The sequence below is a fragment of the Spirosoma horti genome, assembly GCF_054776595.1.
The window spans coordinates 72,469-87,730 of sequence record NZ_BAAHBQ010000005.1; the positions used below are offsets into that span (position 1 = coordinate 72,469).

General features: G+C 49.0%; 17 protein-coding genes. 14 read left to right on the forward strand and 3 right to left on the reverse strand.

Annotated elements, in window-relative coordinates; genetic code table 11:
- Window positions 1-32: 32 nt before the first annotated feature.
- A complete protein-coding gene (miaA, locus tag ACYVAM_RS15345; protein WP_461068451.1) occupies window positions 33-929 on the reverse strand; it encodes a tRNA (adenosine(37)-N6)-dimethylallyltransferase MiaA in 897 nt (298 codons plus the stop codon).
- 386 nt (window positions 930-1,315) lie between these two features.
- Between miaA and ACYVAM_RS15350 the strand changes: the two genes are divergently transcribed.
- Together ACYVAM_RS15350 and ACYVAM_RS15355 are read left to right on the forward strand one after the other, a co-directional pair.
- A complete protein-coding gene (locus ACYVAM_RS15350; RefSeq protein ID WP_461068453.1) occupies window positions 1,316-1,654 on the forward strand; it encodes a winged helix-turn-helix transcriptional regulator in 339 nt (112 codons plus the stop codon).
- A 112-nt stretch (window positions 1,655-1,766) separates the two neighbouring features.
- The gene (locus ACYVAM_RS15355; RefSeq protein WP_461068455.1) at window positions 1,767-2,312 is read left to right on the forward strand and encodes a hypothetical protein; all 546 of its coding nucleotides are present in this window, start codon (window positions 1,767-1,769) and stop codon (window positions 2,310-2,312) included.
- 267 nt (window positions 2,313-2,579) lie between these two features.
- Here ACYVAM_RS15355 and ACYVAM_RS15360 read toward each other — a convergent pair whose 3' ends face one another.
- Together ACYVAM_RS15360 and ACYVAM_RS15365 are read right to left on the reverse strand one after the other, a co-directional pair.
- Window positions 2,580-3,371 carry an outer membrane beta-barrel protein gene (locus tag ACYVAM_RS15360; protein WP_461068457.1) on the reverse strand — a complete coding sequence of 264 codons (792 nt, stop codon included), beginning with the start codon at window positions 3,369-3,371 and terminating at the stop codon, window positions 2,580-2,582.
- Window positions 3,372-3,381: 10 nt separating this feature from the next.
- Window positions 3,382-4,686, reverse strand: coding sequence for an SGNH/GDSL hydrolase family protein (locus ACYVAM_RS15365; RefSeq protein ID WP_461068459.1), 1,305 nt, complete (start codon window positions 4,684-4,686; stop codon window positions 3,382-3,384).
- Between the two features lie 222 nt (window positions 4,687-4,908).
- Between ACYVAM_RS15365 and lysM the strand changes: the two genes are divergently transcribed.
- The 12 genes from lysM (at window position 4,909) to ACYVAM_RS15425 (ending at window position 15,028) form a co-directional block, all read left to right on the forward strand.
- A complete protein-coding gene (gene lysM / locus ACYVAM_RS15370; protein ID WP_461068461.1) occupies window positions 4,909-5,376 on the forward strand; it encodes a peptidoglycan-binding protein LysM in 468 nt (155 codons plus the stop codon).
- Window positions 5,377-5,555: 179 nt separating this feature from the next.
- A complete protein-coding gene (locus tag ACYVAM_RS15375) occupies window positions 5,556-6,467 on the forward strand; it encodes a DUF937 domain-containing protein (RefSeq protein WP_461068462.1) in 912 nt (303 codons plus the stop codon).
- A gap of 129 nt (window positions 6,468-6,596) precedes the next feature.
- Complete coding sequence (locus ACYVAM_RS15380; protein ID WP_461068464.1) at window positions 6,597-6,869, forward strand: hypothetical protein; 273 nt, start codon at window positions 6,597-6,599, stop codon at window positions 6,867-6,869.
- A gap of 97 nt (window positions 6,870-6,966) precedes the next feature.
- On the forward strand, window positions 6,967-7,851 hold the full coding sequence (locus ACYVAM_RS15385) for a S1 family peptidase (RefSeq protein ID WP_461068466.1): 885 nt from the start codon (window positions 6,967-6,969) through the stop codon (window positions 7,849-7,851).
- A 132-nt stretch (window positions 7,852-7,983) separates the two neighbouring features.
- On the forward strand, window positions 7,984-9,069 hold the full coding sequence (locus ACYVAM_RS15390) for a M20 family metallo-hydrolase (RefSeq protein WP_461068468.1): 1,086 nt from the start codon (window positions 7,984-7,986) through the stop codon (window positions 9,067-9,069).
- Window positions 9,070-9,119: 50 nt separating this feature from the next.
- Window positions 9,120-10,481 (forward strand): alpha-L-fucosidase, encoded by a 1,362-nt coding sequence (locus tag ACYVAM_RS15395; protein ID WP_461068470.1) that lies wholly within the window; start codon window positions 9,120-9,122, stop codon window positions 10,479-10,481.
- A 47-nt stretch (window positions 10,482-10,528) separates the two neighbouring features.
- Window positions 10,529-11,509: a type I phosphomannose isomerase catalytic subunit gene (locus ACYVAM_RS15400; protein ID WP_461068472.1), complete on the forward strand. Its 981-nt coding sequence runs from the start codon at window positions 10,529-10,531 to the stop codon at window positions 11,507-11,509.
- A 98-nt stretch (window positions 11,510-11,607) separates the two neighbouring features.
- A complete protein-coding gene (locus tag ACYVAM_RS15405; protein ID WP_461069617.1) occupies window positions 11,608-12,393 on the forward strand; it encodes an L-fucose dehydrogenase in 786 nt (261 codons plus the stop codon).
- A 31-nt stretch (window positions 12,394-12,424) separates the two neighbouring features.
- Window positions 12,425-13,816 (forward strand): L-fucose:H+ symporter permease, encoded by a 1,392-nt coding sequence (gene fucP / locus ACYVAM_RS15410; protein WP_461068474.1) that lies wholly within the window; start codon window positions 12,425-12,427, stop codon window positions 13,814-13,816.
- Between the two features lie 4 nt (window positions 13,817-13,820).
- On the forward strand, window positions 13,821-14,147 hold the full coding sequence (locus ACYVAM_RS15415; protein ID WP_461068476.1) for an L-rhamnose mutarotase: 327 nt from the start codon (window positions 13,821-13,823) through the stop codon (window positions 14,145-14,147).
- Between the two features lie 210 nt (window positions 14,148-14,357).
- Window positions 14,358-14,831: a hypothetical protein gene (locus tag ACYVAM_RS15420; RefSeq protein ID WP_461068478.1), complete on the forward strand. Its 474-nt coding sequence runs from the start codon at window positions 14,358-14,360 to the stop codon at window positions 14,829-14,831.
- Window positions 14,828-15,028, forward strand: coding sequence for a helix-turn-helix transcriptional regulator (locus ACYVAM_RS15425; protein ID WP_461068480.1), 201 nt, complete (start codon window positions 14,828-14,830; stop codon window positions 15,026-15,028). Before ACYVAM_RS15420 ends, ACYVAM_RS15425 begins: the two co-directional genes overlap by 4 nt.
- The last annotated feature ends 234 nt before the right edge of the window (window positions 15,029-15,262 follow it).

Here is a 15,262-nt window from a genome sequence, read left to right on the forward strand (position 1 = left end):
GAATGATGAATGATGAATTACTTTTTATAGAATCATTCATCATTCATCATTGCTTCAATTACTTCCTCCTTGTCTTCCGGGCTTACCCATGTATAATTGCCCTGGTTTCTGAACCAGGTTAGTTGCCGTTTAGCGTACCGTCTTGAGTTACGCTTCAACAAACGAACCATCTCGTCATAATCGTAACTGCCGTCCAGATAAGGAAAAACTTCCTGATAACCAACCGTTTGTAAAGCAGGGAGTTGACGGTAGGGGACAAGCGATCGGACTTCATCGAGCAGGCCCGCCTTAAGCATGGTATCCATTCGGACATCAATGCGCGTATACAATTCGTCACGCGGACGTTCAAGAGCGATCAGCACCGATCGGAAGGGTCGCTCGGCTGTATGTCGCCGACGAAAAGACGAGTAAGGTTCTCCCGTGGACAGGCAAACTTCCAAAGCCCGCGTTACCCGAACCGGATTCTGCAAATCGGCCGTTTGGGCATAGACCGGGTCTAACAAACGCAGTTCATGCTGCAGTTTTTCTAATCCTTCCTGTTGAAGCCGGGCGAATAATTGTTCGCGCAGCGAAGGGTCAACGGGTGGCATATCGTCCAGACCGAAACAAACCGCATTGATATAAAGCCCCGTTCCCCCTGATAAAATCACGACCTCTTTTGTCCTGAATAAGTCATCAAGTAGATCCAGACACTCCCGTTCGTAGCGCCCGGCATTTACGGGGTCCAGAATGGAGTGTGAGTCAATAAAATGATGTCTGACCCCATCCATTTCTTCGAGCGTTGGTTTGGCTGTGCCAATACTTAGCTCACGATACAACTGCCGGGAGTCAGCAGAAATCACATCGGTTTTCAGGGTTTTGGCCAGTTGAACACATAGGGCGGTCTTACCAACCGCCGTGGGACCAGCTATAACGAGCAACGTTTTCAACGCTAAAATCAGTAAGCAACAAAGATAACCCAGGAAAATGATGTCTTTTTTTCTTCAGGAATAACTTGTTGGCTGATTTGACCGTTGCCTAACATTTATGTGAGTAGAAACGCTCAATCATCTATCAGATGAGTTATAACTAAAAATAACAAACGAAAAGTTTATTTTGAATCAATATAAATCTCTTTTGGGCCCTTAAAATTTAGTTTTTAAAAAATATTTTTTTTGTTGATTAATAGGTAGTTAACAGAAATATTGTTTTTTGAACAATCTGTAAAAAAGAGCTCATGCCATAGATTTATTACAAATTTATATATTTGCTATTATTGATATAACTCTCTTTTAGTCAGTGAGTTACGAACCAAAAGGTTAGTAGCTGTTTTCCCATGAACGAACCCATTAAAAATCGAAGATCCATTGACCCAAAGCATTTAGCTCTACAAAAAACACTAGACATCATATGCGGAAAATGGAGGCTGTATATAATTTATCAGGTAGGAACTGAGGCCCGACGTTATGGTGAATTACGCCGAATGATTCCGGAAGTAAGTGAGAAGGTTTTGATCCAGGAACTCAAGGTTCTGGTGAGTTTGGGAGTTATTGAAAAAAAATCATACAGCGAGGTGCCGCCCCGTGTCGAATACAAACTGACTCCTAAAGGGATACAGGTGTTGCCTACCTTGCTGAAACTGACGACAATTGGAGAATTATTTTTGGAACCGTAGGGACATCAACTTTTTTTGACTCCGTGTCGTTGTTTATGCGCACACTAAGTAAACGGAGTTAATGGGCGTGAAGATATGTTGTCTTTGGGTAGGCATGATATGGCTTGTCGAAATGGCTCAGAGTAGCCGACAAGGTGTCCTCACCGCAGCATCTGCCTATCAGCGACTGGCTCCTGTCGAAAGCCTGTTCACGCAAGCATTACGCTTTAACGTATACACATTTACTGTAACGGCAGCAGATACCGGTCGTGTACGTGAAGTACAGGTCAAGGCTTACCGTGGCGAATTGCTATTGACCAACTTCCGAGTGCGTGTTGATGGGGCAGTGACTGGGGCGGAAGTAGCGGATCTGGACAACAATCGCTTTCCTGAATTATACGTCTACAGCACCAGCGATGGAAGCGGTTCATTTGGACGCGTCTATGGCTGGCAGTTTTTGCCCGAGCGAAAGGCTGATGTTACACCTGCCAATTGGCGCAATACGATGCCTCAAGGGTATATGGGGCACGATAGTTTGTGGGTTGAGCGGGACATCCTCTGCCGTAAGTTTCCCATCTATCTGCCCGGCGATGCAAACGCTGAACCGTCTGGTGGCTATCAGATGATGCGCTACAAATTGCACCCAGCCGGTGCAGGATTCACCTTAACAGCTGAATAAAGTAAAAAACTAGTGCTAGTGTTGAGACAGTCCCTAGGGTATCGATGTTCGTAAAATAGGCGGTTTCCCGGATAGAGGTTAGTCGCCTAACAAGCACACAAAAGCTCTGTTAGATTGCTACACGACGAATGCCTGCCTTAAAAAGCCTGTTCTACAAACATCTGATCACTAACCCGACCACTCCTGTATTTCGTTAGTTGGGTTAAAAAGGAAGTGGCTGACGCATTATTGCTTGCGTCAGCCACTTCCTTTTTGCAGACTCTTTACTTAAAATACTTTGAAGCCAAGAGTAACCGTCGCAATGCCTAAAAAGCCCGTAATGTTGGAATCTTTATAAACGCCACCAACAGGGACTGCGTACCGAAGATCAACGTCCAGTAATGGAATAGGAGAGTAGCCAACGCCAAGTTCAACGGCATAGGTGAAATCCTTAACCTCCAGATTCTGCGCTTCATATTTGTTAAGCAGATTCGTGCTCGCGCTCAACGCCGGAATGTTTGTTTGTGGGAAATTCACGGTTGAATTTGCATTGATAACGCCGGAGGTTGTCCGATCGAGAGTTGCTTTCTGCACAAAAATAAAGTTAGGGCCAGCGTAGCCGCGCAACTTTCCGCCCATCCAGCGCTTGCCAAATAAAATTGGCACATCAACCGCTTCCAGAATAGACTCTGACGTTGCGTTCAGGCTGGCATTGACTAAGCCGGGCTGCACGGTAACGGGCAATGCATTAGCCAGAGATGGGTTTGCATTCACGTCGAGGGTAACCGCCGTTTTTTGTTTCAGGACAAACCGGTTGTAGGTAACTTCGGCCTGAATGAAAAACGTATTGAAGTTTTTCCGCGCCCACAATCCGCCCGAATAGCCATACCCAATCCCGTTGTTTTTGTTTTCCAGAGCGGGCACCTGCACGCTACCAATCGTTTGTGCCGGAACTTTGGTAAATCCGTGCGTGAAGGTAGCTCCTCCTTTAATGCCGAACTCGAACGGGCGAGTTTGGGCTATGGCTGTCGACATGCTGATCAGAAACAGCGCAGCTATTGATAGTTGACTTACTTTCATGAATGAACAATTATTGTTGCAGAAGTACACGGCGATAATTGGCTGGGTTAACCGTTGGTATGGTTGCCGTATATTTCGCATTGATTTGTTTAATAATCTCATTGGCCATCAGCGCATAACCGGCTGGTGTCAGGTGAATGCCATCCAGGCTAAACACGCCACCCTGAATAAAGCTGGCCGTGTAGTTAATACCATTCTGGGTAAGACCTCCTGAGGCAGCGACCTGGTTCAAAACGGCATTCGGATCAACGTACGCAATGCCTTTGGCATCGGCCTGCGTTTTCATAATGCCATTGTAAGTACTAATACTGGCGTTCAGCGTAGCTACTTCACTGGCATCTAATACATACTGATCTGGTATAGGATTGGCAGCACTTAGCCCTACTCCCTGGGCAATAAAACTATTAAATACAGAAGCTATTGAGAGTAAAAAATAATCGCCAGTTCCGGAAAGCCGAACTCCTCCAGGCGCTGACTTGGAACGGATTGCCAGACCAGGAATACCTTGTGCCTTTAGCAACGTGTTTACTTGCGCCGTGACCGTAGTAAAATAGGGCGTTATCGTAATAGAAGGAATGCCAATGACCACGCCCTTACGATTGCCCTCGGTCAGCTTGTTCATGGCAGCCGTAAAGTTCGTTGTAAACAGGGCCGTAGGTGTCAGGGGCGTGTCTCCTCCCGATGTAGCATACCCGAGTGCATCATTATTACCAAGCCAGCACGTAAAGAACGTAGCACCGTTGAGGTTATCGCTCATGTACTGGAAGTACGTTGTGGCGGTTGGCGTGGACACTAATCGCTCAAGATAGGGATTGAGCGACCCATAATTGGGATTAAGTATATCAGACATCCGAATACCCGGAACCCCTAAATTCTGGTTAGCATCTGTAAACTTGGTATACAAGGGTGTGCCGGCCGTTGATAGGCCTCTTACGGCTAATTGAGTTTTTGCCGTATCAAGAGTAGGTAAACCTGTAGCGCTGGCTGGCAATTTTTTCAGCCTTAGATAGCCTGTGCCATTTAGCTGCGCTTCGGTAAATAATGGCTGCACAAAGCTACCTCCACCCACGGTGGCAAATTGGGTCGCTAAAATGTTGGGATAGGAATTAAGCTGACTTTCCCGATAGAGGCCGCCATCGGCATAACCGGCTGTCAATGAGTTACCTACTGCCACGTACTTGGTGAAGTCGGCACTACCTTTTGTCGGGGCTGTCCCATTGCCAGCGTTAGGGTCAATGTCATTGTTTGTACAAGCGTTTATGCCCGCAAACATCGATAGCATCAGCCCCCACCGAAACCTATTTTTTAGTTGCATTCGAATACGTTGTTGATAGTAAGAAATTTAGATAAACTTGTAAAAAAAGAACGCAAAAGTAACTAGTTTCTGCATATACGGATGCTGATATTCTCATAAAACTCCCAGGATTAAGTATATTTAATTTTAAACAAAGCTTACCCCCGACTGTTGTTTGTCATAAGTGAGTTCGCGTAATTGCTAACCATTTAGTACTTGTTTCATTAAAACCATATCAAACAGATGGGTCTTTTATCATTTTTCAAAGGTGTAGGCGAGAAGATTTTTCACAAAGATGCCGTAGCGCCTGAGCCAGCTCAGGCAGAAGCCGTCGAGCCAGTACGCGCTCAGGCATTGCTTGACCACGTTAAGCAACTGGGCTTGGCCTATAATAGTTTGACTGTAAAAACAAAGGGCGATACAGTTACGATAACCGGCTCAGTCAAATCGCAGGAAGACGCGGAGAAAATTGCCCTGGCAGTAGGGAATGTAGAAGGCGTATCGGCCGTAGATAACCAGTTATCTGTTGATGTGCCAGCACCAGAAGGGAAATACTATACCGTAAAATCAGGTGACTCTCTGTCGAAAATCGCCAAAGAGGTATACGGTGATCCAATGAAATACGGTGTCATTTTCGAAGCGAACAAGCCAATGCTGAAAGATCCTGACTTGATTTATCCTGATCAGGTTTTGCGCATTCCGCAATTATAAAAAACACAATTAGACAATAGGGCAGGGTTATAAAGTTGTAAAGTGCTTTCTGTGAAGACAGTTACTTTACAACTTTATAACCCTGCCTTTTTTATGAGTGCGCTACCTAACTACTCGATACGAAAACGAACATTCAGGCGAATGGACAGTTTTACGTATCTCAACTCAATGAAAAACGTATGGCCGTTCGCTTATTACCTTACATTAAAGACCAGTTTACGCCCGCTGTAATTGATCAGCTTAGCGGTGTGCTGAATGAATCGTCGGCAAATACGCTGAAAGCTGTCAACGGTTCGCTACCCGTTCTGTTAGGTGGATTAACCCGGCGCGTGCAGGCATCGGGTGGCGCGTCGACAATGGTTAGCTCATTAGATAAAGGCGATTACGCAAAGACACCCTTCGACGTAAGCCAGGTGATTGACTCAATGCAGTCAATTACTGAAGCCACCACAGCTGATGCCGGATTTATTGACCAGATCTTTGGGGATAAACTGACCCGTACTACTGAACTGATCAGTGTATATAGTGGCGCGAAGCCACAATCGGTCAAAACCATACTGGGTTTGGCCGGATCCGTACTAATGGGGATTCTGGGTCGCCAGGAACAGGAAAAAGGACTCACTGCCGACAGTCTGAAAACTTTACTACTCGGTCAGGCCACCGAATTTCGGCAGGCTTTACCAACGGGTTTGGATGGCATTAGTAGTCTGCTGGAGTTCAATGAGTTGGTTACCCCTACCGGGCCACAAACCGAAGTGCAGGGCGCGGATAACTTCAGTGGTACGCCTGTCAATCCGAACATACCGAAGAGTACAGATGGTGACCGGCGGCACGAAAATGTGCGCTGGCTGCGCTGGGCCATGATCGCCATTGCGGTGCTGGTACTGGCCTTACTTATTCAGAAGTGTGGGGAAAATGAAAATAGTATTGACGGCGTCAGCACTGACTCTACCTCCCGCGTTGAGCCCAATGCGGTTGAAGATACTTCGGCAGCGACAAAACAAAGTGTTGAGGATGCTCATGGGCAGTCAGCAGACTCGACCGCGCCCGGTCCATTGGGTATCCGTGATTCATCGGACATAAAGAAATAATAGATACGAAGTGAATGTGGTACTGGCGGTCGCCGATGGCCGGCGGCTGCTGTGCGATTGTAAAACTTCAGCTTTACTACATTACAGACAGGCAAGCCTTTTTATTAACTCTCTAACGTTTGAAAAACTATGATTTCTAATCGCATTCAATCCGTTCGATCCTGGCTAGGCATGGCCTTTATCGTCGGCGCCAGCCTGACACTCGTGAACTGCTCGGGTAAGAAGACGGAAAGCAATGAAAGTAATATGGCTGATACAACGGCGGCCAGCGATAGCTCCGTGTTTGGGCGTCAGGGTGATACCACGAATAATACGGTAGACGCCCCTCAGCAGGCGCCCCCCGATAGCGCAGACCGGGGCGCGGTGGTGCCAGCCGAAGTGAAAGTGACGCCTAAAAAGTAAGACGTTCTGCCGTATGTCTGGCGTGATAAGTGAGCCGGGATTCGTTAACTTGCGTGCTCACTTACCGCCAGAGCGGTATACTTACTACGATCGTTTTATGTTTGTTGACGCCATTGAACGCGTTAATCTGTTTACCCAGCCTATGCACTCCATTGTCAGGCTGTATGGCCACAATGAGATTGTACCCGGAACAGCTACGCTGTTTTTCATCAATGAACACGGATGCGCTATCACCTGTAAACACGTTGCTGAACTGATCAGGCAGAGTGATCCTATTTATCACAATTATCGGGAGTTTCAGGGTGCACGCCGGGAAGCATTACGGGAAAAAAATGCAGCCCATCTAATTAGTCAGTTAGAAATCAAGTTCAAACTGAGTGCCGATACCATTATTCGGGTACGAAATAACTTTGTGAACTGCGTCGATCAGTTCGAAAAACTGAGTATCGATCATCACCCGACTCAGGATCTTGCGCTATTGCGCTTTGAAGGATACAATCGCCCGCTATATCGCTCACACGCTGTTTTTCTGGGCGATACGAGTCGTGTAAAACCTGGTCGGAGTTTGTGCCGGTTGGGCTATCCCTTTCCCGAGTTTACCAACTTCCGCTATAACCCGTCTATCGACGATATTGAATGGACAACCACGGGGCGCGTTGTCTCGCCTAGCTTTCCTATTGATGGCATTGTTACACGGCTGTCGGGTGATAACAACGTGGTTACTGGAATCGAGTTGAGCACACCCGGCCTCCGGGGGCAAAGCGGGGGACCTTTGTTCGACACAAATGGCCTCATCTATGGAATGCAATCGGCCACACGCCACCTGCATCTGGGCTTCGATATTGAAGACCAGGAGGTACTCGTAAACGGCCGCAAAAGCCGGGTGTCAAATTACCCGTTTCTGAACGTGGGTCAATGCGTACACGTCGATGTAATCAAGGCTTTTTTGCGGGAGAAGAACGTGAAGTTTTACGAGGGATAATAGTCGTTCCCGGGCTAATAGGTTGGTTTAGCCTTAATGGCTATAGGCGCTACGTTGCAGTAAATAGATAATAGGAGCGTAGGAACGACTTTATTGCGTTGGCTGTATCTTTGAGCGGCCAACGCTTTTTTTATGACCCAACTCACAGATACGCCCCTGGCACAAACGAAGCTTGCTGATGAAGCGCTTGCCTTGCTTAAGCGCCTGATTGCCATTCAATCATTCAGCCGAGAAGAAGCGCAGACGGCTGCGGTGATCGAAGCCTTTTTTGCCCAGAATCAGATTCCCAGCCAGCGACTGAAAAACAACGTCTGGGCACAGAATCGCCACTTTGACCCGGCCAAACCGACGTTATTGCTCAACTCGCACCACGATACGGTAAAACCAAATAAGTCCTGGACACTCGACCCATTTGAGCCGCTGGAGTGTGATGGTAAACTGTTTGGCCTCGGAAGTAACGATGCCGGAGGTTGCCTGGTCTCGCTGCTGGCCACCTTCGTTCATTTTTATGATCGCCCCGATATGGCCTACAACATCGTGATGGCGGCTACGGCGGAAGAAGAAATATCGGGCCGCGATGGGCTTGAGCTGCTGTTGCCCGAACTCCCCGACTTTAGCTTTGCCATTGTGGGCGAACCCACCGAAATGCAACTGGCCATTGCTGAAAAAGGGTTGCTGGTGCTCGACTGTACCGCCAAAGGCGTAAGCGGACATGCTGCCCGCGACGAAGGTGATAATGCCATTTACAAAGCTATTCAGGACATTAATTGGCTCACTTCGTACCAGTTTCCAAAGGTTTCGCCAACGTTGGGACCCATTAAGCTGTCAGTAACGATCATCAATGCCGGTACGCAACACAATGTCGTGCCCGACACCTGCACCTTTACGATCGATGTGCGTGTAACAGAGCAGTATACGCTCGAAGAAGTAATTGAAACGATACGGGCTAACATTCAGTCGGAGGTGGTGCCCCGTTCCATTCGGCTAAAACCGTCGTCGATTCCAGGTGACCACCCAATCGTTCAGGCGGGTATTGCGCTGGGTCGTCATACGTATGGATCGCCTACCACATCGGATCAGGCCGTACTGAACTGCCCATCACTCAAGTGCGGACCAGGTCATTCGGGCCGGTCGCACTCGGCTGATGAGTTTATTTACCTGCGCGAAATAGGAGAGGGCGTAAGCGGGTATATCCAGATGCTGGAGCAAGTTGTCTAATTGATCTAAACTTCGTAAACCGTACCCCAAATACCGCCAATCCCACTGCCATGAACTACAGAATCCATAAGGGGCTAGTCGTTATCAGTTTGCTGGGTTCACTGCTGGGATACGCCCAGCCGCGTACTCTGCCAAAGCCAACGCCCCGTCAGCTTGCCTGGCAACCGTTGGAAACCACGGCTTTTCTGCACTTTACGGTCAATACGTACACAGACAAAGAGTGGGGCGATGGCACGGAGAGTCCCACGATCTTCAATCCGACCAAGCTCGATGCCCGGCAATGGATCAAAGCGTTGAAAGACGCCGGCTTCAAGATGGCCATTATTACCGCCAAACACCACGACGGTTTTTGTTTGTGGCCATCCAAAATGACCGACCATTCCGTTAAAAGTAGCCCCTGGAAGAATGGGAAGGGCGATGTGGTGAAAGAAGTGGCCGATGCCTGTCGCGAATTTGGCCTGAAATTCGGGGTGTATCTTTCGCCCTGGGATCGCCATGAGCCGCGCTATGGAACGGCTTCCTATAATGACTACTACAAAAGTCAGCTCCGCGAACTGCTCACTAATTACGGCCCTATCTCCGAAGTCTGGTTTGATGGGGCCAAGGGCGACAACGCCAAAGACATGACCTATGATTTTGCCGGTTATTGGGCGCTGGTGCGTGAACTGCAGCCCAACGCGGTCATGTTTTCCGATGCGGGGCCTGATGTTCGGTGGGTGGGAAATGAATCCGGTAATGCAGGCGAAACCTGCTGGTCGACGATCAATACCGAAGGACTGGCTCCCGGCAAAGCCGATCCCAAATACCTGAACCGGGGCGATGCAACGGGCAAACAATGGGTGCCCGCCGAGACCGACGTGTCCATTCGGCCGGGCTGGTTTTATCACCCTGCCGAAGATACGAAAGTGCGGTCGGGCAAGAACCTGGTCGATCTGTATTATCAATCCGCTGGGCGCAACAGTTTACTGCTGCTCAATGTGCCACCCAACCGGGATGGCCTGCTCTCGGAGCCGGACATGGCCAGCCTAAAGGAATTCCGGAGCATTCTGGACGAAACATTTAGAAAAAACCTGGTGACGAAGCAGCCTGCTCTGACGGATAAAAAACTGAGCACGTTCACTACGTTAGCGGCTAATCAGCCTTTAACGATTGAGCTGGGTGGAGAGAAGACCTTCGATCGAATCGCCATCCAGGAAAACATCGCCAACGGTCAGCGGGTGGCCAGTGGTCGGGTAGAGTATTGGGACGGTAGTAACTGGAAATCGCTTCAATCATTTACAACGGTGGGCTACAAGCGCCTGTTGCGTTTCCCGTCCATAACATCTTCCAAGCTGCGGCTGTTTATTACCAATGCCAACGGGGCCGTGCAACTCGCCGAAGTAGGCGTCTTTAAGGCGTCATCCCGCGAATAAAAACTAGAATTAATAGGTAAATTAAACTACTTACTGTCAATAAACGTATGCTGTATCCGCTCACATTCGAGACCATTTTTAAAGATAAAATCTGGGGTGGCCAGAAGATCAGGACCATTTTGGAAAAAGATTTTTCGCCCTTGCCCAACTGTGGCGAAACCTGGGAAGTGTCTGATGTTGAGGGTAACCTCTCGGTTGTTAAAGAAGGCGGTCTTCAGGGAAAGTCACTCCACGAGCTGGTGGAGCAGTACAAAGGCGAATTGGTGGGCGATCATGTGTACGAAAAATACGGCAACCGCTTTCCATTGCTGGTGAAATTTATCGACGCCAATGACGACCTCTCCATTCAGGTGCACCCCGACGATAAACTGGCCGCGGAACGCAATAGTGGCTTCGGCAAAACCGAAATGTGGTACATCATGCAGGCCGACGAAGGGGCTAAACTGAACTCCGGCTTCAATCGGGAAGTGACCAAAGACGAATACGTTCAAGCCGTAGCCGACAACACCATTCAGGACCTGCTGAATATTGAGACGGCCCAGCCCGGCGATGTGTTTTTCCTGCCTGCCGGTCGTGTGCACTACATTGGCAAAGGACTGTTGCTGGCTGAAATTCAGCAGACATCAGACACGACCTACCGGATTTATGACTTCGACCGGGTGGATGCAACCACGGGCCAAAAGCGCGAACTGCATACCGAACTGGCCGTTGACGCCATCAATTACCATCACTATGATGACTATAAAACGCAGTATGAGAAGAAGCTGAACGAGAGTGTCAATGCGGTGACGAGCGACTATTTCGTCACTAACGTGCTCAATTTCAACGAAGAAGTGGAGCATGATTATACGCACATCGACTCGTTTGTGATTCTGATCTGTGTGGCCGGAGCGCTCACCATCGAAGCGCCGGGCGGTTATAGCGTATCGCTCAAAATGGGACAGTGCGCCCTGATTCCGGCATCGGTCGACAATGTGACGCTCATTCCCGATGGCGATATGACCGTACTTGAAACGTACGTTCCTTAAAATCAATCCATTTCATCCGCTGTATCAACGGGTCATTGACAGTCATTAAGTAGTTTAGATGCCTTACCTACTTAATGACTGTCAATGACTGTGTGTTTATGAACCTGAATCTACAAGACAAAATCATCATCGTTACAGGGGGCGCCAAGGGTATTGGCGAAGGCATTTCGACGGTACTGGCCGCTGAAGGAGCCATTCCCGTTATTATCGGTCGCAGTGAAGCGGATAACCTGAAAACGGTCGACGCTATTCGGGCTGCGGGCGGTCAGGCGCATCAGTTTGTGGCCGAACTGACCCAACCCGACGATTGTCAACGGGCGGTGGAACAAACACTGGCCCAGTTTGGCCGCATCGACGGTCTGGTAAACAACGCCGGGGTGAACGATAGTGTAGGGCTTGAGAATGGGTCGTATGAAGGATTCATCGCGTCGCTTCACAAAAATCTGGTGCATTATTACCTGATGGCGCATCATGCTCTGCCTGCGTTGAAAGCCTCCAAAGGGGCTATTGTCAACATTGGTTCGAAAGTAGCCGAAACGGGCCAGGGAAACACCTCGGCTTACGCAGCCGCCAATGGCGGACGTAACGCGCTGACCCGCGAATGGGCCGTCGAACTGCTGCCCTATGGCATCCGCGTCAACTGCGTGGTGGTAGCCGAAAGCTGGACGCCACTGTATGCCAGCTGGATCAAAACACTGCCCAATCCAGACGAAAAGCTAAAGCAGATCGTCTCGAAAATTCCCCTCGAACACCGCATGACTACCCCTGAAGAGTTAGCCAATGCGGTTGCGTTCCTGCTGTCGGATAAATCGAGCCATACCACCGGCCAGCTTATTCACGTCGATGGCGGCTATACGCACCTGGATCGTTCGATTACCGATTAATTCCCTGCCTTTCCTAAACCTGACCATTCGAATGCCCTTACCTACTTCGACAACGTCGCCCAAGATTAAATCCGGCTCGACCGGAAATTATGGTGTCGCCTTTGCCCTCGTCACCAGTTTGTTTTTTCTGTGGGGGCTGGCCAACAGCCTGAACGGGTCGCTGATCAAGCAATTTCAGATAGCACTCGATCTGAACCGTTTTCAGGCGGGTATTGTCGATTTTGCGTTCTACCTCGGCTACTTTTTTATGGCTTTGCCCGCTGGCTATGTCATGCGCAAGTATGGCTATAAGCGTGGAATTTTATTTGGGCTATTGCTTTACGGGGGAGGAGCGTTCCTGTTTTATCCCGCGGCCGAAGTGCGGGTGTATAGTTTCTTTCTGCTTGCGCTCTTTACCATGGCGTGCGGAATTGCTTTTCTGGAAACAGCCGCCAATCTCTACGTAACTGTGCTTGGTGATCCGAAAAAAGCCGAATGGCGGCTCAATTTCTCGCAGTCATTCAATGGTATCAGTACCATTCTTGGCCCCATTATCGGTGCCTTGTTTATCTTCTCAAAAACTGAATACACCCCCGACATGCTGAAGGCGATGGCTCCCGTGCAGGCGGAGGCCATTCGGGTGGAGGAGGCTCTTTCGGTACAGGGCCCGTATCTGGTTATCGGGACAATTATCGCCCTGATGACCGTAATGTTCTTTGTTACGAAAATGCCTGAAGTAGGTGAAGAGGAAGAGCAATCAGCCGGGGATATTCCTATCATGAGCCTGTTCCGGCACCGGCACCTGACGCTGGGTATTATAGCCCAGTTTGTGAACGTGGGGGCGCAGGCTACGCTTTGGGGGTATTTTGTCGATCTCAAACTTGATTTTTCGCGGGAGGGCCATTGGGCATTAGCCGAAGGCTATATGAATTTTATCAACTCCGTAACGGGATCGCCAACGGATATGTCGCCGACGCAGATTGCGGGTTTCCACGCATCATTTGCGCTCGTGCTGTTTATGCTTGGCCGCTTTGTGGGTACCTCGCTGATGACACGTATCCGGCCCAACACCGTGCTGGCCCTGTATGCAGCCGGGGCTGTGGCAATGGTTATTCTCGCTATGGCAACCGGTGGCTTGACGGCCGTTATTGCGTTGAGTTTTACGTATTTCTTTCAGTCCATTCAATTTCCGACCATTTTTGCGCTGGCCACAAAAGGGTTAGGCGTCGAGTCAAAAATTGCGTCGTCGCTAGTCATCATGAGCATTGTGGGCGGTGCCCTGTTGCCGCTTGTTGCCGGAGCGCTCTTTGCCAAAGGTGCCGTATATGCCCTGCTGGTGCCCCTGGTCTGTTTCGCTTACATTCTATATTACGCGACACGGGGGTATCAAATTACCGCCGATGACTTGCATTCGCCAGACATTCCTCCCGAAATAGCTCCTTAATCCGATGCGTTACTGTTTCGCCCTCGACCTCAAAGACGACCCGGCATCCATTGCCGACTACGAACGGCATCACCTGCGGATCTGGCCTGAAATCGAGGCCAGCATTCGTGAGTCGGGTATTACCGACATGCAGCTTTACCGAACCGGCAACCGGTTGTTCATGATCATGGAAACCGACGAAAGTTTCTCATTCGAAGCCAAAGCCGCTGCCGATGCCGCCAGCCCGATTGTACAAAAATGGGAAACCCTGATGTGGAGCTACCAGCAAGCCCTGCCTACCGCGAAACCGGGCGAGAAATGGGTGCTGATGGATCGGTTTTTTAAATTGTGATACTAAACGGGCGCTTCGTGCGCTCTATGGTGTTGTACGATAGCTTCAGGCTTGTGGTGTCAGCTCATAAAAACAGATACCGCAGGCACAGTTCTTATACCTGGCAGACTCTAACTGAGTCTGCTATTTTTTACCTAATAATGTAAAGTTTATTTGACATATTGATAAATTTACTTTACGTTTGAGGTGGCAAACAAACTTTACATGCTCATGAAAACAAAGTGGCTTTTTCCGAACCGTTTCCGGCTCATTGGCTGGCTGGTATTCGTTCCATCAACAATCCTTGGGCTGGCAGCCTTGTATGCTGATTTCAAGATTGGCTGGTTGACGGCACATTGGTTGAGCGAGTCGATCACGATAACGTCTGGTAATTCGATAACGCATTTAATAGACAATCAGGACCTAACCGATGAAATAGCCGCCATCGGAATCATCGCCGGTTTGCTGCTAATCGCCTTTTCCAGAGAAAAAGTGGAAGATGAAATGATTGGGCAGTTGCGGCTCGAAGCGTTGCAGTGGAGCGTTTATGCCAATTACATCATTCTGGCCATCGCTATTTTGACGGTCTACGATGATGCTTTTTTTAACGTCATGATCTACAATATGTTCACGGTGTTGCTGGTCTTCATCAGCCGGTTTCGATGGCTCATTTACCGGAATAACCACACCTTGCTGGCTTTATGAAAAACCGACTGAAAGTAGAGCGGGCGGAGCATAACCTATCGCAGGCTGAGCTCGCCGACCGCATTGGTGTCAGTCGGCAGACGATCAACTCAATTGAAACGGGGCGCTACGTCCCTTCGGCTATCCTGGCCCTGAAGCTGGCACGGGTTTTTAGTAAAGCGGTAGAACATATCTTTACGCTTGAAGAGACCGACTGACGCGATGCCGAATTTGTATATTATGGCTGGACCAAACGGGGTAGGGAAAACCACTGCTGCTCATACGCTATTGCCTGAAGTCTTAAATGTATGGGAGTTTGTCAATGCCGATGAAATCGCGCGAGGTCTATCGCCATTTAAGCCCGATTCTGTCGCCTTTGAAGCTGGACGGATTATGTTACAGCGTATGGATCATCTTAGGGCATTGATGTTGATTTTGTTGTGTTGAATGAA

Bases quoted from the DNA above. Each gene is read 5' to 3' on its own strand.
- ACYVAM_RS15350 (WP_461068453.1), top strand. From the start codon at position 1,316: ATGAACGAACCCATTAAAAATCGAAGATCCATTGACCCAAAGCATTTA.
- ACYVAM_RS15355 (WP_461068455.1), top strand. From the start codon at position 1,767: ATGGCTCAGAGTAGCCGACAAGGTGTCCTCACCGCAGCATCTGCCTAT.
- ACYVAM_RS15360 (WP_461068457.1), bottom strand. From the start codon at position 3,371: ATGAAAGTAAGTCAACTATCAATAGCTGCGCTGTTTCTGATCAGCATG.
- ACYVAM_RS15365 (WP_461068459.1), bottom strand. From the start codon at position 4,686: ATGCAACTAAAAAATAGGTTTCGGTGGGGGCTGATGCTATCGATGTTT.
- lysM (WP_461068461.1), top strand. From the start codon at position 4,909: ATGGGTCTTTTATCATTTTTCAAAGGTGTAGGCGAGAAGATTTTTCAC.
- ACYVAM_RS15375 (WP_461068462.1), top strand. From the start codon at position 5,556: ATGGCCGTTCGCTTATTACCTTACATTAAAGACCAGTTTACGCCCGCT.
- ACYVAM_RS15380 (WP_461068464.1), top strand. From the start codon at position 6,597: ATGATTTCTAATCGCATTCAATCCGTTCGATCCTGGCTAGGCATGGCC.
- ACYVAM_RS15385 (WP_461068466.1), top strand. From the start codon at position 6,967: ATGTTTGTTGACGCCATTGAACGCGTTAATCTGTTTACCCAGCCTATG.
- ACYVAM_RS15390 (WP_461068468.1), top strand. From the start codon at position 7,984: ATGACCCAACTCACAGATACGCCCCTGGCACAAACGAAGCTTGCTGAT.
- ACYVAM_RS15395 (WP_461068470.1), top strand. From the start codon at position 9,120: ATGAACTACAGAATCCATAAGGGGCTAGTCGTTATCAGTTTGCTGGGT.
- ACYVAM_RS15400 (WP_461068472.1), top strand. From the start codon at position 10,529: ATGCTGTATCCGCTCACATTCGAGACCATTTTTAAAGATAAAATCTGG.
- ACYVAM_RS15405 (WP_461069617.1), top strand. From the start codon at position 11,608: ATGAACCTGAATCTACAAGACAAAATCATCATCGTTACAGGGGGCGCC.
- fucP (WP_461068474.1), top strand. From the start codon at position 12,425: ATGCCCTTACCTACTTCGACAACGTCGCCCAAGATTAAATCCGGCTCG.
- ACYVAM_RS15415 (WP_461068476.1), top strand. From the start codon at position 13,821: ATGCGTTACTGTTTCGCCCTCGACCTCAAAGACGACCCGGCATCCATT.
- ACYVAM_RS15420 (WP_461068478.1), top strand. From the start codon at position 14,358: ATGAAAACAAAGTGGCTTTTTCCGAACCGTTTCCGGCTCATTGGCTGG.
- ACYVAM_RS15425 (WP_461068480.1), top strand. From the start codon at position 14,828: ATGAAAAACCGACTGAAAGTAGAGCGGGCGGAGCATAACCTATCGCAG.